Source organism: Isoptericola haloaureus (assembly GCF_036689775.1).
GTDB lineage: Bacteria > Actinomycetota > Actinomycetes > Actinomycetales > Cellulomonadaceae > Isoptericola > Isoptericola haloaureus.
The window spans coordinates 11,966-37,873 of record NZ_JBAGLP010000095.1 but is presented as its reverse complement, the minus strand read 5'-3'; the positions used below and the strand labels follow the sequence as shown (position 1 = coordinate 37,873).

The window sequence follows — 25,908 nt, the reverse complement described above, 5'->3', positions numbered from 1 at the left end:
GAGGATCCCCTGCATGCGTGTCGTGGCGACGGGCGCCGCCGCGACCCTGGCCGGGACGGCCGCCGTGGCCGTCGTCGCCGGACCTGCCGCCGCCGCCGACGAGCCCGGCGCCGCGTTCCTGGCCCCGTACTACAGCGAGCTCGACCTGACCGGTGACGAGCAGGTCACCACCGACGACCTCGACGTGCTGACCGAGGCGCTCGGCACCACCACGGGGTCGAAGGGCTGGGACGCCGTGGCGGTCGCCGACACCGACGGTGACGGCGAGATCACCGTCACCGACCTGGCCGACCTGGCCCAGCGCATGGTCTACGACGACGGCCCGTTCGACCTCGTCGAGGCCTCCGTCGTGGACATGCAGGCCGCCATGAACGCCGGCGTCACCACCTCGGTGGAGATCACGCAGGCCTACCTCGACCGCATCGAGGCCTACGACCGCACGCTGGTGGACCCGGCCGAGGACGGACGTCCGCTCGCCTCGATCATCTCCACCAGCGACGTCGCCCTCGGGGTGGCCGCGGAGGCCGACGCTGAGCGCGCCGCGTCCGGCATGACGAGCATGCTGCTGGGCGTGCCGGTCGCCGTGAAGGACAACTACAACACCGTCGACATGCCGACCACGGCCGGCTGCGGCTGCTGGGACGACAACGTCACCACCGACGACGCGACGATGGTCACCGGCCTGCGCGACGCCGGGGCGGTCCTCCTGGCCAAGGCCAGCCTCGACGAGTTCGCCTACGGGTTCTCCTCCCAGTTCTCCTCGTACCAGCCGGCCGGCGAGACCACCTACGTCGCCAGCCCGTACGACACCTCCCGCACCGCCGGCGGCTCGAGCGGCGGCACGGGCGCGGCGATCGCGGCGAACCTCGCCGGGATCGGCTTCGGGACCGACACCGGCGGCTCGATCCGCGTGCCGTCCTCCTACAACCAGCTCGTGGGCGTCCGCCCGACCGTCGGGCTGGCGAGCCGCGACGGGATCGTGCCGCTGGCGCTCAGCCAGGACACGGGCGGCCCCATGACCCGCTCGGTCACCGACGCCGCCGTGGCGATGGACGCCGTCGTGGGCGTGGACGAGAACGACCCGGTCACCGCACGGCAGGACGGGCTGGTCCCCGACTCGTTCACCGCGTACCTCGACGCCGACGCCCTGGACGGTGCCCGCATCGGGTACGTGCCCTCCATGCTCGGCAGCAACGCGACGACGAACCGGCTCTGGGCCGAGGCCGTCGAGACCTTCGAGTCCCTCGGGGCCGAGGTCGTCGAGGTCGCCGAGCCGGACGCCTTCGCCACGGTGCTCGCCGAGGGCTCGGGCAGCACGCCCGAGTTCCGGCACGACCTCGCCGAGTACGTCGAGGCGTACCTCGCTCCGGAGGTCGAGGCACGCACGCTGCCCGAGATCATCGACTCCGGGCGCTTCGTGACCAGCCGTCAGTGGACGTACGAGCGGCGCGCCGCGGTCACCGAGGAGGAGTACGAGGCGTGGGCCGGGCCGGAGGGCTCGCACACGCAGGTGCTGGCGATGGGCAAGGAGCTCGTCACCGGCATGCTCGACGAGGCCGAGCTCGACGCGCTCGTCTACCCCTCGGGCAACCCCTACCGCACCCAGGGCCGCAACCTGCGCCTCAGCCCGAACACCGGGATGCCGGCCGTCACCGTCCCGATGGGGCAGGCGATCCCGGAGGACGACACGATCGACGGCGCGGGCGTGAACCTCGAGTTCCTCGGCCGCGACTTCGACGAGGGCACGCTCCTCGGGCTCACGTACGCCTTCGAGCAGGCCACCGGCGCGCGGACCAGCCCCGCCCTGTACGGGGAGCTGGACCAGTGACCCGCGCGACCGTCCCGCCGACCCGCCTCCGAGAGGACCGAACCATGCCCACCACCCCTGCGCGGACCCGTCGGACCCGCCTCCTGGCGGGAGCCGGGGTGCTCGGCCTCGCCCTGTGCGCCGGCGGTGCCGCCGTGGCCACCGCGGACGACGCCGACCCGTCGTTCGCCGTCGAGGTCTCGGACCCGGCCCCCTCGCCCGGCGACACGGTCGAGGTGACCGTCACGGCGTCCGACGTCGTGGACCTCTACGCGTACGAGCTGACCCTCGAGTACGACCGCAGCGACCTCACCTACGTCGCCGGGTCGGCCACGACGCCGGAGGGCGGCTACTCGGACACGAGCGCCGGTCGGGGCTCGCTGGAGGTCGTCCACACGCGGCTCGGGACCTCGCCGGCGCCGTCCGGTGACCTGGAGCTGGTCACGGTCACGTTCCGGACCCACGGGCCGGGCGAGGCCGGGGTCGACCTGGCCTCCGCCGTCACGGTCACCACGGACCGGGAGACCACAGTGGTCGACGACGCCGCCGCGGCGACGCTGACCGTCGCCACGCCCGGCAGGGGCTGACACCGCGGGACGTCGTCGGGCACCCGGCCGGATTTCACCCGGCCGGGTGCCCGATGTCGGCGCATCCTGGAAGAGGCGGCGTCCTCATCGCACGGACCGGTCGCGGTCCCCGGGTGCCGTCGCGGCACGAGGGAGTGCGTCATGGTCACTGCACAGCGCGGGATCGCCAGCTTCTCCGTCGACGACGTCGATGCGGCCCAGCGGTTCTACTCCGACGTGCTCGGGCTGCAGGTCACCGAGGCCCGGGGTTCGCTGGTCCTGCACCTGCCCGGGGGGACCTCGGTCTTCGTCTACCCCAAGGGGGAGGACCACACCCCGGCGTCGTTCACCGTGTTCCACCTGATGGTCGACGACGTGGACGCGGTGGTCGACGAGCTCGCGGCCCACGGCGTCGAGCCGATCCGCTACGAGGGCTTCGAGCACGACGACAGCGGGGTCGTCCGCGGCTTCATGGAGGGTGGCGACGGGGTCTGGTTCGCCGACCCGTCCGGCAACGTCATCGGGTTCGCCGACGGCGAGGGCGCCCGGCTGTTCGACGAGCTCGTCGGCTGAGCCGGCACCCGGCCGGCGGCGCGGGGACACGGCGGATCGCGGCCCGTTAGGATGCCACCCATGGCCAAGTCCACCGCTGAATTCGTGCTGCGTCCGTTCCAGGGTCTGTCCGGGGAGGCCGACTGGGTCTCGATGCGGGAGATCGTGCCCTCGGCGACCGCCCCCGCTCGTACCACCGCCGAGCACGGCGGCGAGGACGTGGTCATCGCCACGGTGCTGCCCGGCGGGTGGGCCGCCATGCGCCGCGAGGACGGCACCGTGCTGCTCGGCGTCCAGGGCGTGCTGAACTCCGACGACCTGAGCCGCGACCTGGCCGCCGCGCTGCTGGCCGCCGTCGAGGGCGAGCCGGGCACCGGGATCCTGCCCGAGCACCTCGAGGTGTCTGCGGACGGTCCGCGCCTGCAGGACGTCCTGGACGACTCGGTGCCCTTCGAGGTGACCGTGCACGAGGGGTACGACTACTGGATCGACGACTCCGCCGAGATGACCGACGAGATCAAGGCGGGTCTGGACGAGGCCGCCGGCCAGTCGGTCCCCACCGTCAAGATCGACGGGGTCGAGGCCGCGTACTGGTGCCGCATGAGCCGTGAGTTCGTGCGGTGGGCCCGCACGGAGGACGAGGACCGCGTCGTCGACGCCATCGCCCGGATGCACGCGAAGCGCGACTCCGGCCTCGCCGGGGGCAAGTTCCTCGGTATGTTCCGCGCCTGCGGTCTGGTCGTGCCGGTGTGGGAGCTGCCGCGCGGCACGGAGGCCGACGAGCTGGCCGAGCCGATCCAGGACCTGTCGAGCCGGTTCGAGGCGGCGCTCGCCGTGGACGAGCCCCTGGACGCCACCCAGCGACGCGCCCGGGCCGGGATTGTCTCCCGCCAGGTCACGCTGCGCTGATCCTCACGGAATTTTCACCCGCTCCGCCCCGCCGCACCGGCCGTCGGTCCTTCGGTCCGCCCTACTCTGGGCGTAAGATTCCGAGGGAAGTTCTTTGCACTTCCGATCCCGGCGCGACAGGCCGGGATCATCGACGACCGCGGTCGTGACCACCGCACGAGGCAGGGAGCTGTGAACGCGGATCCAGGGGGTACCAGGACCGACGGCGCGACCGTCCCCGAGGGCGGTACCAGCGGCGCCACGGGACGGCCGGCGGGACGTCGGCCCAGCATGCCGGTCGCCAAGACGCCGCGTCCGCCGACCACGCGGGACGGCCGCAGCTCGCAGCGCGTCGCGGTGATCGTCCCCGCGAAGGACGAGGCCGAGCGCATCGCCGCGACGGTGCGTTCCGCCCGGGCGATCCCGCACGTCGACCTCGTGCTCGTGGTCGACGACGGCTCCGAGGACGACACCCAGCACGTCGCGCGCGAGGCCGGGGCGGTGGTCGTGCGGCACTCGCACAACCGCGGCAAGGCTGCCGCCATGGAGACCGGCGCCGCCGTCGTGGCGATGCGGGACGCGGACGGCCGCGCCCCGCGCCTCCTGCTGTTCGTCGACGGGGACCTCGGCGACACGGCGGTCAACACCGCCCCGCTGGTCTCCCCGGTCCGCGAGGGCGTCGCCGACCTCGCCATCGCGCTGCTGCCGAAGCAGAAGGGCGCCGGCGGGCGCGGCGTCGTCGTGGGCGCGGCCCGCCGGGCGATCCAGCGCCTCGCGGGCTGGAGCCCCACGCAGCCGCTGTCCGGCATGCGGTGCCTCACCCGGGACGCCTTCGAGGCGGCCACGCCGCTCGCCCACGGGTGGGGCGTCGAGACCGGGATGACGATCGACCTCCTGCGCGCCGGCTACGTCGCCGTCGAGGTCCCGTGCGACCTGCGGCACCGGCCGTCGTCGAACGACCTCGCGGGTCAGCTCCACCGCGCCGGGCAGTACCGCGACGTCATGGCCGCCGTCGGGGCGCGTCAGGTGCGTCGCGCCGTCGACAAGGTCCGACCCCGCCGCGCTTCCTCGCGCTGACTGGACGCCCCTCCCGACCGGCCGAGCCGGTCAGGGCGTCACGATCGCGAAGTCGGGGTCTCCGGGGTCGAGGACGGCCGTGAGGCGCCGGAGCGCCGATGCGTCGCCGCTGAGCTCCATGCCCGCAGCCTCCAGCGCGTCGGGCGTGGTCGCGCCGCCCAGGGCGAGCGCCGGGAGCGCAGGGGTGGTGGTGGTCAGCGTCGCGTCGGCCTCGCCGCGCTGCGTCGCGGTGCTGTACGTGAGCACGCCGTTCGCCAGACGCAGCCGGTAGCGGTCGCCGGTGTCGGTGAGGACGACGTCGATCGACAGCCGCTCGTCCCACGCCCGGGGTCCGTCCACCTGGACGGCCAGGGCGTCGAAGAGCATCGCCGGAGTGAGGTTGCCGACGATGTCGGGTGAGCTCGTGGCGGTCGGGGTGCCGAACCGTCCGTCGCGGAGCTCGGTCGCCCCCGACAGGAAGAAGTCGCGCCAGGTGCCGTTCTCCGACCCGTAGCCGAGCTGTTCGTAGGTGTCGGCCAGCAGCTCGCGGGCCCCCGCGTGCTCGGGGTCCGCGAAGACCACGTGGTTGACGACCTCGGCCACCCAGCGGAAGTCGCCCGCGTCGAAGGACTCGCGGGCCCGGGCGACGACGGCGTCGGCCCCGCCCATGAAGTCCACGTACCGCCGGGCCCTCTCTACCGGTGGGTGCTCCCACAGGTGCGCCGGGTTGCCGTCGAACCAGCCCATGTACCGCTGGTAGATCGCCTTGACGTCGTGGCTGACCGACCCGTAGTACCCCCGGGCGTTCCAGGCGTTCTCGAGCACGGGCGGCAGCTCGATGGTCTCGGCGATCTCGGGGCCGGTGAGGCCCTGGTTCAGCATCCGCAGCGTCTGGTCGTGCAGGTAGGCGTACAGGTCGCGCTGGTTCTCGAGGAACTCCACCGCCCGCTCGCGTCCCCAGGTGGGCCAGTGGTGGGAGGCGAAGACGACCTCGAGGTCCTGGCCGAACAGGTCGACGGTCTCGGTGAGGTAGTGCGCCCAGACGTGCGGGTCGCGCACGAGCGCCCCGCGCAGCGTGAGCAGGTTGTGCAGCGTGTGGGTGGCGTCCTCGGCGGCGCACAGCGCCCGGTGGTCCGGGAAGTAGAACAGCATCTCCGCGGGCGCCTCGGTGCCGGGGGCCATCTGGAACACGATGCGGACCCCGTCGACGACCTCCTCCTGCCCGGTCGTGGTCACCTCGAGCGTCGGCGGGATCAGGGTGACGGTCCCGGTCGACGTGGTCTGGCCGAGCCCGGCGCCGACCTGCCCCTGCGGTCCGCGGGCGAGGGCCGCGCCGTACATGTACCCGGCCCGGCGGGACATCGCGGTGCCGGCGTAGACGTTCTCGGCGACGGCGTGCCCGACGAAGCCCTCCGGCGCCAGGACGGGGACGCGGCCGGCGTCGACGTCCTCCTGGTCGACGACGCCGCGGACGCCGCCGAAGTGGTCGACGTGGGAGTGGGTGTAGATCACGCCCGTGACCGGCCGGTCGCCCCGGTGCTCCCGGTACAGCGCGAGGGCGGCCGCCGCCGTCTCGGTCGAGATCAGCGGGTCGATGACGACGACGCCGGTCTCGCCCTCGACGAACGTGATGTTCGACAGGTCGAGACCGCGGACCTGGTAGATGCCTGCGACGACCTCGAACAGCCCCTGCTCGGCGACGAGCCGGGACTGGCGCCACAGGCTCGGGTTCACGGTGTCCGGGGCGTCACCGTCGAGGAACGCGTAGGCGTCGCCGTCCCACACGACGCGACCGTCGTCGGCCGTGACGGTGCCGGGCGTGCGCCGCGCGACCAGACCGCGCCGGGCGTCCTCGGCGTCCCGGGCGTCGTCGAACGGCAGGGTCTGGAGGATCAGCTGCTGCTGGCCGGCGACGGACGCCGTCGCCGGCCGTGGTGCTGTCGTCATGACCCCAGGATCGGGTCGCCTCGCCGGGCACGCCCGGCGAGGCGTCGTCCTGGGGGGCGGCGCGTCACCTCGTGGTGACGGCTCTCAGGCGGCGGTGCTGAAGTCGTGGCGCTGACGTCGTGCCGGGCGCACCACGGTGCGCTCGGGCACGACGGCGTCCGCCTCGACGTCCGCGCCCGGCTTGAGGACGATGTCCTCGCCGAGCTGGGCGTAGGCGCCGACGCGGGCGTCCTCGCCCACGACGCTGCGCGGTCCGACGTGGACGCACTGGCCCACGCGTGCACGGGGACCGACGACGGCGTCGACGTCGATCCAGCTGAACCGGTCGACCCGGGCTTCGGCTGCGACCCGCGCGCCGGCCTCGACGTAGGCGCCGGCTTCGATCCGGGCCTCCGGGTGGACGGTCGCGTGGGGGGAGACGTAGCCCAGGCCGTTCTCGTGTCGGACGTACCGCGTGACGTTGCCCGCGTCGTCCTCGATCTCGACCTTTCTCGGGATGCGTCGCACAACTCTCCTTGGCTGTTGGGCTTGTTCCACTTTGCACAACGTCTGTGCGGGCGCAAGGATTCCTGGTTTCACCCCCTCGACGCCACCCGCCGGGCGTCACGGTCTACCCGGTGTTCGCCCGGTGGGCGGGTCGTGGATGCACCGCGGCCCCGGCCATCGCGAGGATGACCGGGGCCGCGGCGTGGCGCTGGTGCGTCTCAGTAGCGCAGCGTCGAGAGGTACTCGAAGCTGTCCTGGGCGAACTCGATGCTGTTCGGGGCGCCGTCGCGCTCCAGGATGTAGTAGTCGATCTTGCCGTGCGCGGCCCGCAGGATCGGGGCCCAGTCGATGTCGCCCTCGCCGACGTCGGTGAGGGTGTCGCGGGTGTACGGCGCGTGACCGTCCTTGATGTGGAGCAGGTCGATGCGGTCGCCGTAGGTCTCGAGCAGTTCGACCACGTCGACACCGGCCGAGACGGCCCAGTAGACGTCGACCTCGAAGGCCACGTACCGCGGGTCGGTGTTCTCCTCGAGGATGTGCCAGGCGCTCTTCATCTCGCCCGTCTCCGGGACCTCGTACATCGTCTGGAACTCACCGGCGTGGTTGTGGCCGAAGAACTTCCCGGTGCCGTTCTTGACCGAGCGCTCGCCGAGGCGGTTCATCGTCTCGGCGGTGGCGATGACGTTCTCGTAGCCGCCCCCGATACCGGGGGCCGCGAAGCCACCCGAGCCCACGTGCTTCTGGCCGAAGTCCTTCGCGAGCTCGAGCGTGGTGTCGAAGGTCTCCTCGTTCGTGCTGCCGTGCGAGCTCGGGATGTGCATCCCGTGGTCGCGCAGCTCGGTGCGGAACTCCGACGCGGAGTAGTCCCCGTACGAGCTGAAGAAGCCTCCGGGCGTCCCGAAGCCCTCGACGTTGCGCAGGCCGACCTCCTCGAGACCGTCGATGACGCCGTCGACGCCGATGTCGCGCTGCCAGCCGAGGTAGCTGAAGAGCTGGATGCCGATCTTGTTGGCGGGAACGGTCCGACCCTGGCCCTCGCCGGGGTAGTCGTCGCCGTGCGGGTGGTCCGGGACGGCGTTGGCGGCCCCGGCGCCGAACAGGCCGGCGGCGAGCAGGGCGCCGGCAGCGGTGGTCGCGAAGAGGCGACGAGTCTTGTGCGTGGTCACTGCGGTTCCTCCTTGGGTGGGCAGCATCGGTGCTGCACAGGTGGATCGGTGGGCGGCTGCGGTGCCGCCCGGGTGGTGGGGCGGGGCCTCGGTGGCCCCGCCCCACCCGGTGCTCCGGAGAGCGGCTCAGCCGAGCTCGGCGATGAGCGCCTCGGCGTCGCGGATCAGCACCTCCTCGTCGGTGGCGTCGGCGAACCGCTGCAGGGCGTTCGCCGCCTTGGCGTCGCGGCCGGCGTCGGCGTGCCGTTCGGCCTGCTCGAGGAAGGCGTGCAGGCGGGCCGACTCGGACGTCGACAGCTCGCCGGCCTCCTCGAGGCGGTCGAGGTGCGCCGCGAGGTCGGCGGCCGAGGTGGTGACCGTGAAGCTCACGGTCGTCTCGGCCGTGTTGCCGGCCTCGTCGGTCGCGGTCGCGACGACCTCGTGGTCGCCGAGGTCGAGCGTCCACAGCTCGATCTCGCCGACCTCGATCTCCTCGCCGTCGAGCGTGAGGCTCCACGACGCGACACCGGAGGTGGCGTCCGAGGCCTCGGCGCCGAGGTCGAGGACCTCGGAGGAGCCGAGCTCGTCACCGTCGGCCACACCGGTCACCGCGACCTCGGGGGCCGTGGTGTCGATGGAGACGGTCACCTCGCCGACCTCGGAGACGTTGCCGCCGCTGTCGATGACGCGGTACTGCAGGTCGTGCACGCCGTCGGAGTCGAGCGTGACGGGCTGGATGCCGAACCAGCGGTGACGGATGCTCTCCCAGGTCTCGCCGCCGTCGTAGGAGACCTCGGCGTCGGCGACCTCGCCGTTGTCGGTGCCGTTGATCGCCACCTCGACCTCGCCGGTGTACCAGCCGTTGTCACCGGTGGGCTCGGCCGGGTCGAGCGAGTGGCTCGCCTCGGGCGGGGTGACGTCGCTGACGCCGTCGCCCTGGAACTCCAGGGTGTCGAGCTCGACGCCGCCGGTGGAGGTGACGAAGAGCTCGCCGGTGCCCTCGGGGAACGCGGTCACGTCCGCGGCCACGGTGGACCAGCCGGACGAGTCGAGGTCGGCGGTGGCGAAGGGCTCGGCGTCGGCCGCGCCCCAGCGGAGCGCGATCGTGCCGGTCCCGGCACCGGTCACCTCGACGCCGTCGATCCCGGCGAAGTTCACCGGGTCCCAGGCGAGGTGGTCACCGGCGTCGAACGAGACGACCTTGGCCAGGCCGCCCGCGGTGTCGTCGCTGACGACCTCCACGCCGGAGAGGGTGTCGGCGTGCTCGGCCTGCTGGGTGAAGGTGTTGAGCAGGAGCGAGACCTCGGCCTGGGCCGGCGGGATGTCCCCGTTGCCCTGGTCGGTGTAGTTCGCCACGACGACGGCGTACAGCTTCTCCGTCTCGCCGTGCTCCGGGGCGTCGGCCGGGGTGACCCAGGCGCCGGAGCAGCCGCTGCCGAGCACCTCGGGGTGAGCGTGCGTGTCGTGGCCCAGACCCAGCGTCCAGGACAGGTTCGAGCACACCGTGTCGGTGCCGTCCTCCGGGTCGGAGGTGCTGAACGCGTACGGCACGGCGTCGCCCCAGGCGAAGAATGCGCCGTCCGCCGGGTAGTCGGCGGTCAGCGTCGGCGCCACGTTGCCGACCGTGATCAGCTCGGAGGTCAGGCCGATGCGGCCGGCCGGGTCGGTGACCCGCAGGCGAGCGGTGTACTGGCCGAGCTCGGTGTAGGTCGTGGTGATCTCCACGCCGGTCTCGTCGAACGTGCCGTCACCGTTGGTGTCCCACTCGTAGGTGAGCTCCTCGCCCTCGGGGTCGGTCGAGCCCGAGCCGTCCAGGGTCACCTCGAGCGGCGCCGTGGAGGACGAGATCGGGTCGGCCTCGATGACCGCGGTCGGGGCCTTGTTGCCCTCGGCGTAGTCGACGCGGTACAGGCCCGCCTCCGGGTTCTGCCGGAAGAAGCCGTTGCCATAGTCGAGGATGTACAGCGACCCGTCGGGACCGAACTCCATGTCGATCGGGCTGTCGGTGATGGCCTGCACGTTGTCGGTCAGGGCCGCGTTGGGCAGCACGTGCTCGACGTGCGTGACGGGGCCGTCACGGTCCGGGATGGTGATCCCGGCGATGTAGTCCTGGGAGAACTCGTAGAAGAACGCCTTGCCGTCCCAGTACTCCGGCCACTGGGTCTCGGGACCCTCCGGGTCGAAGGCGAAGGTCGGGCCGCCCATCGGGCCCTGGCCGCCCTGCGCCTCGAACTCGACGAACTCGTCGAACGGCTGGTCACCCGGGTTGTCGCCGTAGTAGACCTGCGGCGCCGTCGCCGGCGGCAGGACGTCGAGACCCGTGTTCCAGGTGGAGTTGTTCTCCGCCCCGGCCTCGCAGTCGAACCAGTCGCCCTGCGTCGCGGTCTCGAAGTCCCACTCGTTGTAGTTGGCGTTCGGGCCGTGGCAGTACGGCCAGCCGCCGTTGAGCGGCGTCGTCGTGCTCTGCCACTCGACGTAGCCCATCGGGCCACGCTCGTCGCTGGCGACGCCCGAGTCGGGACCGTAGTCGCCCCAGCTCACCGCACCGGTGACGTCGTCGACGTCGATCCGGAACGGGTTGCGCAGGCCCATCACGAAGATCTCGGGACGGGTGCCCTCGGTGCCCGGCGCGAACAGGTTCCCCTCGGGGATCGTGTAGCTGCCGTCCTCCTCGGGGTGGATCCGCAGGATCGCGCCGCGCAGGTCGTTGGTGTTGCCGGCGCCGCGCCGCGCGTCGAACCCGGGGTTCATGCCGGGCGCGTTGTTGTTGGGGGCGAAGCCGTTGGAACCCGGGGTGCCGGCCGGCGTGTTGTCGCCGGTGGACACGTAGACGTTGCCCTCGGCGTCGAAGTCGATGTCACCACCGACGTGGCAGCACTGCCCGCGCTGGACCTCGACCTCGAGGAGGTCCTGCTCGGTGCTCATGTCCAGGGCGCCGGCCTCGGCGTCCCACTGCACGCGGGTCAGCTGGTTGTAGCCCTTCCACTGGTCCCAGTAGGACTCGTCCTCGCCCTCGGGCAGGGAGTTGGGGGCCGAGCCGGACGGCGTCGTGGTGGGGTAGCCCTCGACGTCCATGACGCGGGGCGCGTAGTACAGGTACACCCAGCCGGACTCCTCGAAGTCCGGGGCCAGGGCGATGCCCTGCATGCCGTCCTCGGAGTTGGCGTAGACGTCGACGGTGTTGACCACCTCGGTGACGCCCGTGCTGGGGTCGGTGTGCCGGATCGCGCCGTCGCGGGCGGTGTGCAGCACCGACCCGTCGGGCATCACGGCCATGGCGATGGGCTCGCCGGTGTTCTCGGTGAGCAGGATCTTCTCGTAGTTGGACCAGTCGAGCGCCGCCTCGGCGCCGTCCTCGGAGCCGTGGTCGACGCCGTCGTGGGCCGACGCCGTCGCCGCTGCGATCGGCAGTGCCAACGCCGCGGTGGCTACCGCCGCGAGAGCACGTGAACGCATAGAATGGGACATCGCACTTGCCTTCCTGGATGTAGTGCGTGAGTGCCCCGCCGACGTCCCCGTCGCCGCCACGACGGATACGGACAGGGCGGGGTTTCTCATTCCGGGGTGTGGAGCAGGAGCCTCCTCTCGCGTCCGTGACGGAGAGCGTGATGTGACCCGTTCCGCGGCGACGTCGCAGCGATCACGGGTCCGGTAGGCGACTGAAGCGCCCGCTGGCGCGGCATCCGCGCCGCGCGGTCGTCAATGACCATGGCCCCGAATCTAGGGGCACTTATGACGAGTGTCAACCAAAAGATGTGACTCAGTTGGCAGACATCTGTCGAGAATCGTCGGTGCGGAGCACGAGCAGACCGATCAGCGGCACCGCAGGGAAGAGCATGATCGTCACGACCCGGATGCCGTAGTCGTTCGCGAGCGCACCGCCCACGCCCGCGATGAGCAGCGCCACCAGCACCGGACGCAGCAGGGGCCACGCCTCCTCGGCCCGTTCGAGCCATCGCGCGGAGAAGCGTGGACCCGCCCACAGGGCAGCCACGACCCCGAGCAGGACGGCCAGCGACAGCCAGGCCGGCGGACCGCCGTCCAGGGAGCCGAGGGCGTAGCCCGCCTTGCGCCAGATCGTCTCGACGGCGGTGCCGTCCACCACGGACTGCACGAAGGCGCCCAGGTGCGAGCGCTGCGCCGGCGGCCGCAGCCAGTCCAGGACGCCGATGACGGCGACCAGCAGCACGCCGGCGCCCCCGGCGACCAGCAGCTTGCGCCAGGTCAGCCGCGCGCCGAGCGCCGCGAGCACCACGACGGCGAACACCGGGACCAGGACCAGCCCGCCCCCGACGTCGACGCCGAACGTGGGCCAGACCGTCACGACCAGTGCGACGAGGCCGACGACGCCCGCGACGACGGCGCCGGCGACCCGACCCCACCGCCGTGCGACGACGGTCGCGAGCCCGGCGGCGGCCAGCACCGCCACGACCGCGTAGACCGAGTACGTCGGGTTGCCGAAGCCGTAGAACCGGCCGCCCAGCGTGGGTGCCGCGCCGAGCGGGCTGCCGCGGTGCAGGGGTGTGCCCAGCACCGCGTCCAGGGTGAGCACCACGAACGTGACCGTGGCGAGCACGACCGTGCCCGCCCACGCCGGGCGACGTGGCGCCAGGGTCCCGACGAGAGCCACCAGCGCGGTGCCGCCCGCGAGCGCCACCCACAGACCCGCCTGCGGGTCCGGCATCCGCCACCACGACCAGGTCGTCATGAGGAACGAGGCCGCCGGGATCGCCGCGCACACCAGCAGGACCGTCTCCAGCGCACCCGTCCACAGCCGGGTGGTGCGGTCGGAGGCGCGTCGTCGGACCGTCGGCAGCAGGAGCACGACCAGGCCGAAGGCGGCGAGGGCGACGTAGGTCGGCAGCCCGGTCACGGCGCCGGTCACCTCGCGCAGGCCGTGGTCCCGCTCCGTCAGGGACGACAGGTCGCGGACCGTGGCGCCCGTGCCGCTCGGACGCTGCTCGCTGAGCGTCACGGGCGCCCCGGAGAAGTCCGTCGGCCGTGGCAGGTCGAAGTCCGCGACGAGGGTCGGGGGCAGGTCCAGCAGCCGGACGACGCCGACCCAGCGGGTGGCCGAGGACGCCAGGTACGACGGCGCGGCGTCCGTGTGCGTCCGGGCGACGCCCACGCCGAGCGCCGGCCGCGTGGGCGCGGGGTTCCCCATGTCGGCGACGAGCACGGTGACGTCCCGCGGGGCGGCGAGCAGGACGCTGCGCACCGTCGCGTCGACGTCGCGCAGCATCGCGTCGCGCTCCGGCCCGGGCTGCGTGGCGTCCGTCGGCACGGGCCGGGCGTCCGATCCCTCGCCGGTCGGGTGGTAGGGCGCGGCGCCGGCGTCCACGACGGTCACCGGGCACGAGAACACGTCGTCCGGGTCCTGCAGCGCGGCGTCCAGGGTCCGGTACCGCTCGACGGTGCCGTCGCGGCCCGCGAGCGTCAGGGCGGCCGCGGGGCCGACCGCCGTCGTGCAGACGTCGCCCGCGGACAGGGTCTCGCCCAGCACCCCGGGGTGCGGGTTGAACTCCGAGGCCGCCTGCTCGGCCTGCAGCGCGTCCCAGCCGTCGACGACGGCGCCCTCGCCGTCCGCCGTCACCCCCCAGTCCGTGCAGCGCCAGGTGCCGTCGTCGAACGCGCCGGTGACGGTGCTGCGGCCGGCCGACAGGCTGAGCCACCCGGCGGCCCGGCAGTCCCCGGACGGTCCGGTGACGGTCGTCGTCATCCCGCCGGCGCTCGCGCCGTCGCGCAGCAGGCCCCACAGGGTCGGGGTGCGGGTGGGGGAGACGTCCTGCCAGCGCAGACCGTTCGTGCCGACGACGACGACCGGCTCCTCGTCGGTCAGCACGGGATCACCACCGGCGGTGACGTCCCCGGCGTGGGACATGCCGCCCGCCGGCACCGCGGCGCCGCCGAGCTGCAGCGCGACCACGACGCCGGCGGCCACGCCGAGGATCCGGCGTCCCGTGCCCCGGGCGGCGCCGGAGGGTGCGGCGGGCGGGGTGAGCGTCGCCTCGAGGCGGCCGACGAGCAGCAGCGGCGTGCCGACGAGCAGCACGTACATCGCCACCACGACGCCCGAGTCGTTGACCACGGTGCCGACGACGCCGACCGTGACGACGGCCAGGACGGCGCGGCGCAGCAGGGGCTCGCGGGCGTAGGCCGCGGCGACGCCGTCGAGCCGGGCCCGGCGCGGGTCGATCACGGCCCAGGCCGCGAGCGCGCAGACGACGGCGGCGAACGCCCCGGCGGGGTTCGCCACCGTGGCCCAGGCTCCGGCCGCCTTGCCGGCGATCACCGCCAGGGCGGTGCCGTCCAGGACGGAGTCGACGAACCCGCCCAGGTGCGTCGCCGGGGGCAGGGCCCAGTCCAGGACGGCGACGACGGCGACCACGAGGGCGGAGGCGGCCAGCACGAGCAGCACGCGCCGCCAGGTCAGCCGGATCCCGGCGACGCCGAGGACCAGCACGGCGAAGGCGGGCACGAGCGCGAGGATGCCGCCGAGGTCGGCGCCGAACGGCGGCAGCCCGTCGACGAGCACGGTGACCGTGCCGACCGCGGCGGCCGACCACGCCTGGGCGCGGCGGGAGGCGCCCCGGTCGCGCAGCAGCGCGGCCACGCCGGCGGCGAGCACGAGGCCGACGACGGCGTACACGGCGAACACGGAGTTGGAGAACCCGTAGAAGCGCGCCCCGAGCGAGGGGGCGGGGCCGAGCAGCGACCCCTGCTGCAGCGTGGTGCCGGTCAGTCCGTCCACCGTGAGCACGAGCCAGGTGATCGCCGCGAGAGTCGTGGGCAGCCGCCACGGCGTGCGCGGCAGCAGCAGCCGGGCCCACCACGCGCCGAGCGCCACGGCGAGCGCGGCGGCACCGATCGCGAGGCACAGGACCGCGACCGGGACCGGCCACACCCACCAGCGCGACAGCGTGGCCAGGGTGGCGGCGGCGGGCAGCGAGGCCACGACGGTCAGCACCGCGATCGCCAGCCCCGTGCGCCACGGCGGCGGGACGTCCGCGGGGGACCCTGCGGACGCGGCGTCGCCGGTGCGCCGGCGACGCGCGAGCAGCAGCCCGGTCACGACGCCGACGACGCCGATCGCGAGCACGCCGACCAGCACCGGCGTCATGCGCGGCAGCGTCTCGGTCAGGACGGACAGGTACTGCCGGTTCTCGACGGTGCGGAACACCGACAGCCGGCGGTCCTCGCCGCGTTCCAGCGGGGACCCCGTGAACGCGGAGACGAGCCCGGCCAGCCTGCTGTCGGGGTCCTGCTCGGCGGCGGCCAGCTCGTCGGGATCGGCGTCGGTGAGCAGGGCGTCGGCCAGCGTCGCGGACAGGTCGCCGGCCACCACCACGCCGGGCCAGCGTGACGAGGTGGAGGTCAGCCAGGTGGCCTGGCCGCCCGGACGCGTCCAGTCCACCACCACCTGCAGGTCGGCGGGGCCCAGCGGGGTGTCGGCCAGGCCGGCCACCACGAGCCGGCCACCGGTGGGCAGCAGGTCGGCGATCCGTCCGACGGCCGCGTCGACGGCGGCGACGGCGTCGGCCCGCTCGGTGGCGGCGTCCGGCAGCTCGCCGAGGTCGACCACAGTCACGGGGCAGGTGGTCAGGTCCGCCGCCGCCGTGACGTCGTCGGGGCCGGCGAGGTAGCGGAGCACGTCGCCGGACCGGTCCGCCGTCGCGAGAGCTGCGCCCGGGCCGACCGCCGTCGTGCACGTGCCGACCGTGCGGGCCAGCTCGCCGAGGGTGCCGGGCTCGGCACCCGTGGAGGCCAGGGCGTCCTCGTCGACGAGCGCGTCCCAGCCGGGCACCTGCGTGGGTCCGCCGCCGTCCGGCCCCCGGACCGCGGGCAACGGCGGGCAGGGCTGCTCCGGCTCCCCGGCCGCCGCCCGGCCGTCGTCCTCGCCGTCGTCGCCCCCGCCGGCGCTGCCTCCGTCCGCGCCCGCGCCGGTGTCCTCGGGCCGCTCGGTCACGACCCGGCTGCCCGCGGAGAGCGAGAGCCAGGCGTCCCGCGGGCAGGTCGGGGTCAGGGTGCGGACCGAGACCGACGCGACCGACCCGCCGCCCACCAGCCGCCACAGGTGCGGGGTGCGCGCGGCGTCGATGTCCGTCCACTGCAGCCCGGCGACGCCGGCCAGCACGAGCGGCGTGTCGGTCGGGGCGGCGGACTCCTCGGCGTGCGCGCTCGTCGGCAGGACGACGGACGCGGCGGTGACCAGGAGCGCCACCACGGCGACGACGAGTCGGACGAGGAGACGCACCCCGTCAGCCTATGCGGCTCAGGCGGGCGCGCGGACCACCAGCGCCCCGGGCTCGACCCACGTCTCGATCTGGACCGCCTTGCCGAGCACCTCGCCGTCGACCTGCGCCTGCTCGCCGTCCTCGACGCGGATCGTGGCCCGCCGGGCCTTGACGTGGTCGATCCGGCCGATCTTGGCCCGCATGTCGTTCTGCACGCCCATGCCCTGCGCGACGACCTCGCCGAAGAGCTGTGCCCAGCCCGCGAGCCCGCCGCGCGTGTCGATCGCGGCGACGTCGAGCACGCCGTCGTCGAGCGTGGCGTCGGGCAGCAGGTTGATGCCGCCCGGCAGCCGGCCGCAGTTGCCCACCATGATGCTGCGCAGCCTGGCCTCGACCGGTTCCTCGTCGTCGACGGTGATGCGCGTGGCCATACGCCGACCGTGCAGGTGGCGCGCCCCGGCCAGGAAGTAGGCGACCCAGCCCATCTTCGCCTTGAGCTGGTCGTCGGCGTCGGCCACCATCGCGGCGTCGAAGCCGAGGCCGGCGATGACGAGGAACAGGTGGTCGGTGTCGTCCGGCTCCTCGTCGGGCGGGCGCTCGGTGACGCGGACGCGGCCCACGTCGATCGACCGGTCGATCCCGCCGAGGACGACCGCCAGGGCGTCCTTCGGGTCGGTCAGCGGCAGGTCGAGGTTGCGTGCCAGCAGGTTGCCCGTCCCGGCCGGGATGATGCCCATCGGCACCTCGGACCCGAGCATGCCCTCGGCGACGGCGCGGACGGTGCCGTCCCCGCCGGCCGCGACGACGATGTCGGCCCCGTCGCGCACGGCGGCGCGGGCCTGCCCGGTGCCGGGGTCGTCGACGGTCGTCTCGTAGAAGCGTGGTGCCGGCAGCGCCGCCTCCCCGGCGACCCGGCGCACGGTCTCCATCGCCTGCTGGGTGCTCTCCTTGGAGGGGTTGACCACCACGGCGAGCTGGGGACGCTGCGGACGGTCGGTCGGCGTCCCCCGCCCCGACGACGGGGCGGCGGCGTGCCGGCTGCGGCGCAGGACGACGAGCGCGACCACCAGTGCGGTCAGGCCGACGACCAGTGCGACGATCCCGACGGTGAGTTCCCAGGGCATGACCGAAAGATAGGACTGATCCCCCTCGACCGCACGACGGCGTCGGCGGCGCGTCGCCGCGCGGACGTCCGGGAGCGGAAGTCCGCGCGGCCGTTAGGCTGGCGGGCGTGATCGACATCCGTCTCCTGCGCGACAACCCCGACGCCGTCCGCGCGAGCCAGCGTGCCCGCGGCGAGGACCTCGACCTGGTGGACGCGGCGCTGGCCGCCGACGCCCGCCGGCGCTCCTCCCTGGCGGAGTTCGAGTCCCGGCGGGCCGAGCAGAAGGCGATGGGCAAGCAGGTCGCCCAGGCGACCGGCGAGGAGAAGGCCGCGCTCATCGGCCGCACCAAGCAGCTCGCCCAGGAGGTCAAGGACCACCAGGCCGCCGCGAACGAGGCGGAGGCCGAGCTCGACGAGCTGCTGTTCCGGATCCCGAACATCGTCGCGGGCGCCCCGGCGGGCGGCGAGGAGGACTTCGTCACCGTCAAGTCCGTCGGCACGCCGCGCGACTTCGCGGCCGAGGGCTTCGAGCCGCGCGACCACCTCGACCTCGGCGAGGGCCTCGGCGCGATCGACACCCAGCGCGGCGCGAAGGTCTCCGGGTCGCGGTTCTACTTCCTCACCGGCGTCGGTGCCCGCCTCGAGCTCGCGATCCTGCAGGCGGCCATGGACAAGGCCGTCGCCGAGGGCTTCACCCCGATGATCACGCCCACGCTCGTCACCCCGGAGACGATGCGGGGCACCGGGTTCCTGGGGGAGCACTCCGACGAGGTGTACCGCCTCGAGCGGGACGACCTGTACCTGGTCGGCACCTCCGAGGTGGCGCTCGCGGGCTACCACGGCGACGAGATCATCGACCTGTCCGACGGCCCGAAGCGGTACGCGGGCTGGAGCGCCTGCTACCGCCGCGAGGCGGGCTCGCACGGCAAGGACGTGCGCGGCATCATCCGCGTCCACCAGTTCCACAAGGTGGAGATGTTCAGCTACTGCTCCGTGGACGACGCCGAGGCCGAGCACCAGCGTCTGCTCGCCTGGGAGGAGGCCATGATGGCCGCGGTCGAGCTGCCCTACCGGGTGATCGACACGGCGGCCGGGGACCTCGGCACCAGCGCGGCGCGCAAGTTCGACTGCGAGGCGTGGCTGCCCACCCAGCAGCGCTACCTCGAGCTGACCTCGACCTCCAACTGCACCACGTTCCAGGCGCGGCGGCTCAACGTGCGCGAGCGCGCCGAGCACGGCACGCGGACCGTGGCGACCCTCAACGGCACCCTCGGCACCACCCGGTGGATCGTCGCGATCCTGGAGAACCACCAGCAGCCGGACGGCTCGGTGCGGGTCCCCGAGGGACTGCGCCCCTACCTCGGCGGACTCGAGGTCCTCGAGCCGGTGCGCTGAGATGGCCCGGACCCTGCCTCCGGACGGCCCGATGCTCGTCGCCCTCGACATCGACGGGACCCTGCTGTCCTACGACGGCGACCTCACCGACGCCGTGCGCGAGGCCGTCGGAGCGGTCCGCGAGGCCGGGCACGAGGTCGTGCTCGCCTCCGGACGGTCGCTGCTGGCCATGCTCCCGGTCGCGTCCGCTCTCGGGATCGGGACCGGGTGGATGGTGTGCTCGAACGGTGCCGTCACGGTCCGGCTGGACCCGGCGTCGCCGCAGGGGTGGGCCACCGAGGACGTCGTGACGTTCGACCCGGAACCGGCGCTGCGCCTGCTGCGCGAGCAGCTCCCGGACGCGCGGTACGCCGTCGAGGACCTCGGCGTCGGGTTCCGGATGACCGAGCACTTCCCGGACGGCGAGCTGGAGGGCGAGCACGTCATCGTCCCCATGGAGGACCTCTGGTCCACCGAGGTCACCCGTGTCATCGTGCGCCGGCCGGACTCGACGTCGGGGCACTTCCACGAGCTGGTCGAGCACCTCGGCCTCGAGGACGTCACCTATGCCGTGGGGTGGAGCGCCTGGATGGACCTCGCCCCGCTGGGGGTGTCCAAGGCGACGGCGCTCGAGCAGGTGCGGCGACGGCGGCACCTGCAGCCGCACCGCACGGTCGCGATCGGCGACGGGCACAACGACCTCGAGATGCTGCGCTGGGCGGCGCGCGGCGTCGCGATGGGGCACGCGGACGACGCCGTGCAGGCGGCCGCGGACGAGGTCACCGGGCCGATCGAGGACGACGGCGCGGTGGAGGTGCTCCGCTCCCTCCTCCCGCCGAGGTAGGCAGTTCTCCGGCGAGGTAGGCAACTTTCCCATCAGGTAGGCAAAGGCGGGCCGAGGTAGGCAACCTTCCCACCAGGTAGGCAAAGGTGGGCCGAGGGAGGCAACCTCCGGCGGCGTCTGCGGCGGCCCCGAGAGGGAGCTGCCTACCTCGTCGAGAAGTTGCCTACCTCGGCCGGAGGGTGCCTGCCTCGGCGGGGTGCGGGGGTCAGTCGCGGGCGGTGAGGACGATCGGACCGTCGGCGGTGATGGCGATCGTGTGCTCGCTGTGCGCCCCGCGCGAGCCGTCGACCGAGCGCAGCGTCCAGCCGTCGTCGTCGGTGTAGATCTCGTCGGTGGTCTCCAGGAACCACGGCTCGATGGCGATGACGAGCCCGGGACGCAGTGGGAAGCCGCGCCCGGCGCGGCCGTCGTTCGGCACGTGCGGGTCGCCGTGCATCGTGCGTCCGACACCGTGACCGCCGAAGTCGGTGTTGATCGTGTAGCCGGCCTCCCGGGCGACCGCGGCGATCGCGGCGGAGATGTCCCCGACCTTCTTCCCCGGCTGCGCGGCGGCGATCCCGGCCTCGAGCGCGACCTCGGTGGTGCGGATCAGCTTCTCGTCCGCGGCCGCCCGCTCCTCGGACGGCGACTCGCCGACGACGAAGGACATCGCCGAGTCCGAGACCCAGCCGTCCACGGCGACGGCGAAGTCGAGGGTGAGCAGGTCCCCGTCGACGAGGTCGTAGTCGTGCGGGAGCCCGTGGAGCACGGCGTCGTTGACGGAGGTGCAGATCACCTTGCCGAACGGGCTCGCGCCGAAGGAGGGGTGGTAGTCGATGTAGCAGGACTCCGCACCGCGCTCCTTGATGAGCCGGTGCGCCAGGGCGTCGAGCTCGAGCAGGTTGACGCCGGGCTCGGCGGCCTCGCGGACAGCCTGCAGCGTCTCGGCGACGAACCGGCCGGCAGGACGCATCTCCTCGATCTCACGGGGCGTCCTCAGCTCGATCATGGTGGTCCTTCCGGTGCGGTCCGACGGTGTCGGCTCAAGGGTGTCACAGATCCGACCCCGTCTTGATCGTTACGGCATCGTCATCAAGTTGTGCGCGCTGTGAGGTTGCACCGCGTGAAACCTTGCGGTCGACTTTCACCAGGAACGACGTGTCCGGTGGCGGCCGGTCGAAAGTCCTGGACGAGTCCGACGGCGGACGGCCGCCGGGCGACCACACACGATGGAGTGGAGGGTCTGCGATGACACGAAGGACCACGACGAGCGCGCGCCGACGTCTGGCGGCGGTGGCCGCCGGTGCCGGTCTCGCCCTCGTGCTCGCTGCGTGCGGCGGCGGGGACGACGACGGCGGTGGCGGCGACGACACGGGCGACGGCGGTGGCGGAGGTGCCGCCGCGGACATCGACTGTGCCGCGTACGACGAGTTCGGTGACCTCGAGGGCACGAGCGTCAGCATCTACACCTCGATCGTCGACCCCGAGCAGACGCAGCAGGAGAACTCCTACGACGCGTTCGAGGAGTGCACCGGCGTCACGGTGGAGTACGAGGGCTCGCGCGAGTTCGAGGCGCAGCTGCTCGTCCGCATCCAGGCGGGCAACACCCCCGACATCGCCTACATGCCGCAGCCCGGCCTGCTGAACACGATCGTGTCCGACTTCCCGGACGCCGTCGTGGAGGCTCCGGAGGCGACCGCGGCCAACGTCGACGAGTACTTCAGCGAGGACTGGAAGGAGTACGGCTCGGTCGACGGCACGTTCTACGCGGCCCCGCTGGGCGCGAACGCGAAGTCGTTCGTCTGGTACAACCCGGCGATGTTCGCCGACGCCGGCTACGAGGTCCCCGAGACCTGGGACGAGCTGATGGAGCTCAGCGAGACGATCGCCACCGAGCAGGAGGTCCTGCCGTGGTGCGTCGGCTTCGAGTCCGGTGACGCGACCGGTTGGCCCGGTACGGACTGGATCGAGGACGTCGTGCTCCGCACGGCCGGCCCCGACGTGTACGACCAGTGGTACATGCACGACATCCCGTTCAACGACCCCCAGATCGTGGACGCGTTCGACACCGCCGGGGAGATCCTCAAGAACCCGGACTACGTCAACGCGGGACTGGGCGGCGTGGACTCGATCGCCACCACGCCGTGGGACCAGGCCGGCGTCGGTGTCCTGGACGGCACCTGCTGGATGTACCGCATGGCCAACTTCTACGCCACGCAGTGGCCGGAGGGGACCGAGGTCGGGTCGGACGGTGACGTCTACGCCTTCTACCTGCCCGGCGACGGGGAGACCCAGCCGATGCTGGGCGGCGGGGAGTTCGTGCTGGCGTTCGAGGACCGCCCGGAGGTGCAGGCGTTCCAGACCTACCTCGCCAGCGCCGACTGGGCCAACCAGAAGGCCATCGCCACGCCCGAGGGCGGCTGGATCAGCGCGAACAACGGCCTGGACGTGAGCAACCTCGCCACGGAGTTCGACCAGGACGCCGCCGCGATCCTCGCGGACGAGAACACCGTGTTCCGGTTCGACGGTTCGGACCTGATGCCCGGTGAGGTCGGTGCCGGAACCTTCTGGACCGGGATGGTGAACTGGGTGACCGGCTCCTCCACCCAGGAGGTCACCGACCAGATCGAGAACAGCTGGCCGTGACGTCCTCGGACCGGGTCCGCCGACAGGCCGTCGGCGGACCCGGTCCGTCCTACGCCGTGAGGAGAGAATGTCGTGGACTGGTTGCTGAATCCTGACACGGTCACCCAGAAGTTCGTCGTCATGGGCGTCGGCATCGCGCTGTTCGTCGCGGTGATGAGCCTGATCCTGTTCCTGGTCGACCGGCCGAAGCGCATCCCGTCGTGGGTGGTCGCCGTGGGCTTCGTCGGCCCCGCCCTGCTGCTCATCGCCTACGGTCTGCTGCGCCCGGGGCTCGAGACGCTGTTCAACTCGTTCTTCAACCGCACCACCACGGAGTTCGTCGGGTTCGACAACTACGTGACGATGTTCACCGGTGCGCAGTTCCAGAAGGTGCTCGTCGTGACCGCGGCCTGGGTGATCCTGGCCCCGCTGGTGAGCACGTTCGTCGGGCTGGTCTACGCGGTGCTGGTCGACCGTGCCCGCTTCGAGAAGATCGCCAAGACGCTGATCTTCATCCCGATGGCGATCTCCATGGTCGGCGCCTCGATCATCTGGGGATTCGTGTACGAGTTCCGGCCCGACCAGCCGGGCATCGAGCAGATCGGTCTGCTCAACCAGCTGCTGGTCTGGCTCGGACTGCCACCCCAGCAGTTCCTCATCGGCGAACCGTGGAACACCGCGTTCCTCATCGTCGTCATGATCTGGATCCAGACCGGTTTCGCCATGACGGTGCTCGCGGCGGCGATCAAGGCCATCCCGGACGACATCGTCGAGGCGGCCCGCCTCGACGGGCTGCACGGGATGGGGATGTTCCGCTACATCACCGTGCCGAGCATCCGGCCGGCCCTCGTCGTCGTCCTGACCACCATCGCCATGACGACGCTCAAGGCGTTCGACATCGTCCGCACCATGACCGGCGGTCAGTTCGGCACCCAGATCATCGCGAACGAGTTCTACACGCAGGCGTTCCGCCAGAACAACCAGGGACTGGCCGCTGCGCTCGCCGTGGTCCTGTTCATCCTGGTCGTGCCGATCGTCGCCTACAACGTGCGGCAGATGCGTAGGTCGGAGGAGATTCGATGAGTACGACGCCGCCCGTCCCCACGACGAACCCCGAGACGGAGGACACCGCTCCGGTCAAGGAACGCAAACTGACGCGTCTCGAGAAGCGGGCCATCGCCACCAAGGGTCGGCTGACCTCGCCCTGGGCCTCCCTGACCGCGGTGATCCTGGCGATCCTGTGGACCATTCCCACGGTCGGGCTGCTCGTGACGTCGTTCCGGCCGGAGATCGACATCCGCCGCAGCGGCTGGTGGACCGTCATCCCCGGCATCTTCACGGGCGAGACGGAGTTCACGCTCGACAACTACGACCAGGCGCTCTACGGCAGCGGGACGGGACTGTCGGAGGTGTTCATCAACACCTTCGTCATCACGATCCCGGCGGTGATCATCCCGATCACCGTCGCGCTGCTGGCGGCCTACGGGTTCGCGTGGATCGAGTTCCCCGGCCGCAACCTGCTGTTCGTGGCGGTCTTCGCGCTGCAGGTGGTGCCCATCCAGGTCACCCTCGTGCCGCTGCTGACCAACTACAACAACTGGGGCATGGAAGGGTCGTTCTGGGCCGTGTGGTTGTCCCACTCGATCTTCGCGCTGCCGCTCGCGGTGTTCCTGCTGCACAACTTCATGAAGGACATCCCGCGGTCGCTCGTCGAGGCGGCCCGCGTCGACGGGGCGGGGCACGTGAAGATCTTCTTCCGCGTGCTGTTCCCGCTGCTCGTGCCGGCCATCGCGGCGTTCGGGATCTTCCAGTTCCTCTGGGTCTGGAACGACCTGCTCGTCGGCCTGACCTTCGCGGCACCGGAGTACCGGCCGCTGACGGTGGCCGTCGCCGAGCTCGCGGGTACCCGCGGCGGTGACTGGCACATCCTGACCGCCGGGGCGTTCATCTCGATGATCGTGCCGCTGATCGTGTTCCTGCTGCTCCAGCGCTACTTCGTGCGCGGGATGCTGGCGGGGGCGGTGAAGGGGTAGCTCTCGTTCCTGGCGGGGATGCGCAGGGCCCTCGAGACGTCGCGTTCACGGCCGCTGGGCGGCCTCCACTTCGGGAGACGACGACGTCGCGAGGGCCCTGCGCATCCCCGCCGGTGCGCGGCGGGCGCAGGCCGGGCCGGGCCTCGGGCCGCCGTCCGGCCCGGCGTCAGGTGCGCGGGACGACGGCGGTGCTCAGACGGTGGGCTGCACCGGCGCGGCGGCACCCTTCGGGCTGGGGCCGAAGCGGTTGGCGCCCGGCGAGCCCTCCAGCACCATGAAGACCAGCAGGACGATCGGGCCGACGAACGGCACGAGGCCGATGAACCACCAGAAGCCGGAGCGGTCCGTGTCGTGGAGACGACGGACCGTCACGGCGAGGGAGGGCAGCAGGAACGCGAGGTTCACGACGACGACGAGGAGGTAACTGGCGCCGAACTCCGGCATCATCGTCTCGGTGTTGATCGAGTAGCCGCCGGTGGCGCTGACGATGATCGACACCACGATGCTGACCAGGAACGTGAACAGGGCCCACCACCAGAACTCCGAGCGGCGGGCTCGGCCCGAGAAGGTCGCGTACTTGCCGAAGACGGTCTTGACGGCTTCGCCGAATCCCATGATGTGCCTTTCGTGACGGTCGATCGTCGCCACCCTGCGTGCCGACGCGTGCCGAACCTAGGGCACCGCACACCTCACGTCCAGGAGATCATCAGGGTTTCTCCACATCGGGTCGTCGGCGCTGGTCAGCCTGGCAGGTCGGATCAGCTCGGCAGGTCGGACCGGTACCTCGGGTCGCGGCCGAAGCGGTTCGGTCCCGTGGTTCCCTCCAGCACCATGAGCACGAGCAGGATGATCCATCCGACCAGGGGGACCAGACCGATGAACCACCAGAAGCCGGAGCGGTCGGTGTCGTGCAGACGGCGCACGGTCACCGCCAGGTTGGGGAGCAGCAGCGCCAGACCGACCAGGAGCGTCACGTAGTACATGCCGCCGATCTCGGGCATCCCGGTGTCCGGGTCGAGGGTGAAGCCACCCGTGGCGGCCGCGATCACGGAGAGCGCGATGCTGACGAGCAGCACGAACAGGTACCACCACCAGAACTCCGCGCGGCGTGCCCGCCCCGAGAAGGTCGCGTACTTGCCGAAGACGGTCGTGACGGCCTCGCCGAACCCCATGCCGAGCTCCTCGTGCAGGTCGATGGACATCTCGTCCCGGAACCTCTCGGTGACATCCTGGCGGCTGCGGCCGGTCCTCGCGCGGCGACACGACC

At 72.3% G+C, this 25,908-nt stretch carries 19 protein-coding genes; 10 read left to right on the top strand and 9 right to left on the bottom strand.

What is annotated here, in order from left to right:
* Positions 1–13: 13 nt before the first annotated feature.
* From V5O49_RS00455 to V5O49_RS00435, 5 genes are all read left to right on the top strand, one after another.
* Positions 14–1,828, top strand: coding sequence for an amidase family protein (locus V5O49_RS00455; protein ID WP_332900491.1), 1,815 nt, complete (start codon positions 14–16; stop codon positions 1,826–1,828).
* A 44-nt stretch (positions 1,829–1,872) separates the two neighbouring features.
* A complete protein-coding gene (locus V5O49_RS00450) occupies positions 1,873–2,394 on the top strand; it encodes a cohesin domain-containing protein (RefSeq protein WP_332900490.1) in 522 nt (173 codons plus the stop codon).
* A 141-nt stretch (positions 2,395–2,535) separates the two neighbouring features.
* A complete protein-coding gene (locus V5O49_RS00445; RefSeq protein WP_332900489.1) occupies positions 2,536–2,946 on the top strand; it encodes a VOC family protein in 411 nt (136 codons plus the stop codon).
* Between the two features lie 60 nt (positions 2,947–3,006).
* Complete coding sequence (locus tag V5O49_RS00440) at positions 3,007–3,834, top strand: DUF5926 family protein (RefSeq protein WP_332900488.1); 828 nt, start codon at positions 3,007–3,009, stop codon at positions 3,832–3,834.
* Positions 3,835–4,104: 270 nt separating this feature from the next.
* On the top strand, positions 4,105–4,890 hold the full coding sequence (locus V5O49_RS00435) for a glycosyltransferase family 2 protein (RefSeq protein WP_332900487.1): 786 nt from the start codon (positions 4,105–4,107) through the stop codon (positions 4,888–4,890).
* Between the two features lie 30 nt (positions 4,891–4,920).
* On the opposite strand, the gene V5O49_RS00430 is transcribed toward V5O49_RS00435, so the two are convergent.
* From V5O49_RS00430 to V5O49_RS00405, 6 genes are all read right to left on the bottom strand, one after another.
* Positions 4,921–6,816 carry an alkyl/aryl-sulfatase gene (locus V5O49_RS00430; protein WP_332900486.1) on the bottom strand — a complete coding sequence of 632 codons (1,896 nt, stop codon included), beginning with the start codon at positions 6,814–6,816 and terminating at the stop codon, positions 4,921–4,923.
* Between the two features lie 84 nt (positions 6,817–6,900).
* On the bottom strand, positions 6,901–7,323 hold the full coding sequence (locus V5O49_RS00425; RefSeq protein ID WP_332900485.1) for an LbetaH domain-containing protein: 423 nt from the start codon (positions 7,321–7,323) through the stop codon (positions 6,901–6,903).
* A gap of 197 nt (positions 7,324–7,520) precedes the next feature.
* Positions 7,521–8,468 carry a sugar phosphate isomerase/epimerase family protein gene (locus V5O49_RS00420; RefSeq protein ID WP_332900484.1) on the bottom strand — a complete coding sequence of 316 codons (948 nt, stop codon included), beginning with the start codon at positions 8,466–8,468 and terminating at the stop codon, positions 7,521–7,523.
* 126 nt (positions 8,469–8,594) lie between these two features.
* Positions 8,595–11,864, bottom strand: a complete 3,270-nt coding sequence (locus tag V5O49_RS00415) for a PQQ-dependent sugar dehydrogenase (RefSeq protein WP_332900483.1) — start codon at positions 11,862–11,864, stop codon at positions 8,595–8,597.
* A 343-nt stretch (positions 11,865–12,207) separates the two neighbouring features.
* Complete coding sequence (locus tag V5O49_RS00410) at positions 12,208–16,701, bottom strand: hypothetical protein (protein WP_332900482.1); 4,494 nt, start codon at positions 16,699–16,701, stop codon at positions 12,208–12,210.
* An 18-nt stretch (positions 16,702–16,719) separates the two neighbouring features.
* A complete protein-coding gene (locus V5O49_RS00405; protein ID WP_332900481.1) occupies positions 16,720–17,805 on the bottom strand; it encodes a diacylglycerol/lipid kinase family protein in 1,086 nt (361 codons plus the stop codon).
* Between the two features lie 107 nt (positions 17,806–17,912).
* On the opposite strand from V5O49_RS00405, the gene serS reads away from it, so the two are divergent.
* Positions 17,913–19,181, top strand: coding sequence for a serine--tRNA ligase (serS, locus tag V5O49_RS00400; RefSeq protein WP_332900480.1), 1,269 nt, complete (start codon positions 17,913–17,915; stop codon positions 19,179–19,181).
* Position 19,182: 1 nt separating this feature from the next.
* Positions 19,183–20,004, top strand: a complete 822-nt coding sequence (locus tag V5O49_RS00395; RefSeq protein WP_332900479.1) for an HAD family hydrolase — start codon at positions 19,183–19,185, stop codon at positions 20,002–20,004.
* Between the two features lie 205 nt (positions 20,005–20,209).
* Here V5O49_RS00395 and map read toward each other — a convergent pair whose 3' ends face one another.
* Complete coding sequence (gene map / locus V5O49_RS00390) at positions 20,210–20,992, bottom strand: type I methionyl aminopeptidase (protein WP_278235598.1); 783 nt, start codon at positions 20,990–20,992, stop codon at positions 20,210–20,212.
* A 239-nt stretch (positions 20,993–21,231) separates the two neighbouring features.
* On the opposite strand from map, the gene V5O49_RS00385 reads away from it, so the two are divergent.
* The 3 genes from V5O49_RS00385 (at position 21,232) to V5O49_RS00375 (ending at position 24,641) form a co-directional block, all read left to right on the top strand.
* A complete protein-coding gene (locus V5O49_RS00385) occupies positions 21,232–22,629 on the top strand; it encodes an ABC transporter substrate-binding protein (protein WP_332900478.1) in 1,398 nt (465 codons plus the stop codon).
* Positions 22,630–22,701: 72 nt separating this feature from the next.
* A complete protein-coding gene (locus tag V5O49_RS00380; RefSeq protein WP_332900477.1) occupies positions 22,702–23,691 on the top strand; it encodes a carbohydrate ABC transporter permease in 990 nt (329 codons plus the stop codon).
* Positions 23,688–24,641, top strand: a complete 954-nt coding sequence (locus tag V5O49_RS00375) for a carbohydrate ABC transporter permease (RefSeq protein ID WP_332900476.1) — start codon at positions 23,688–23,690, stop codon at positions 24,639–24,641. Before V5O49_RS00380 ends, V5O49_RS00375 begins: the two co-directional genes overlap by 4 nt.
* A 192-nt stretch (positions 24,642–24,833) precedes the next feature.
* On the opposite strand, the gene V5O49_RS00370 is transcribed toward V5O49_RS00375, so the two are convergent.
* Together V5O49_RS00370 and V5O49_RS00365 are read right to left on the bottom strand one after the other, a co-directional pair.
* Entirely contained in the window at positions 24,834–25,256 is a 423-nt protein-coding gene (locus V5O49_RS00370; protein WP_332900475.1) for a DUF805 domain-containing protein, read from the bottom strand.
* A 143-nt stretch (positions 25,257–25,399) separates the two neighbouring features.
* Positions 25,400–25,843 carry a DUF805 domain-containing protein gene (locus tag V5O49_RS00365; RefSeq protein WP_332900474.1) on the bottom strand — a complete coding sequence of 148 codons (444 nt, stop codon included), beginning with the start codon at positions 25,841–25,843 and terminating at the stop codon, positions 25,400–25,402.
* Positions 25,844–25,908 lie beyond the last annotated feature (65 nt).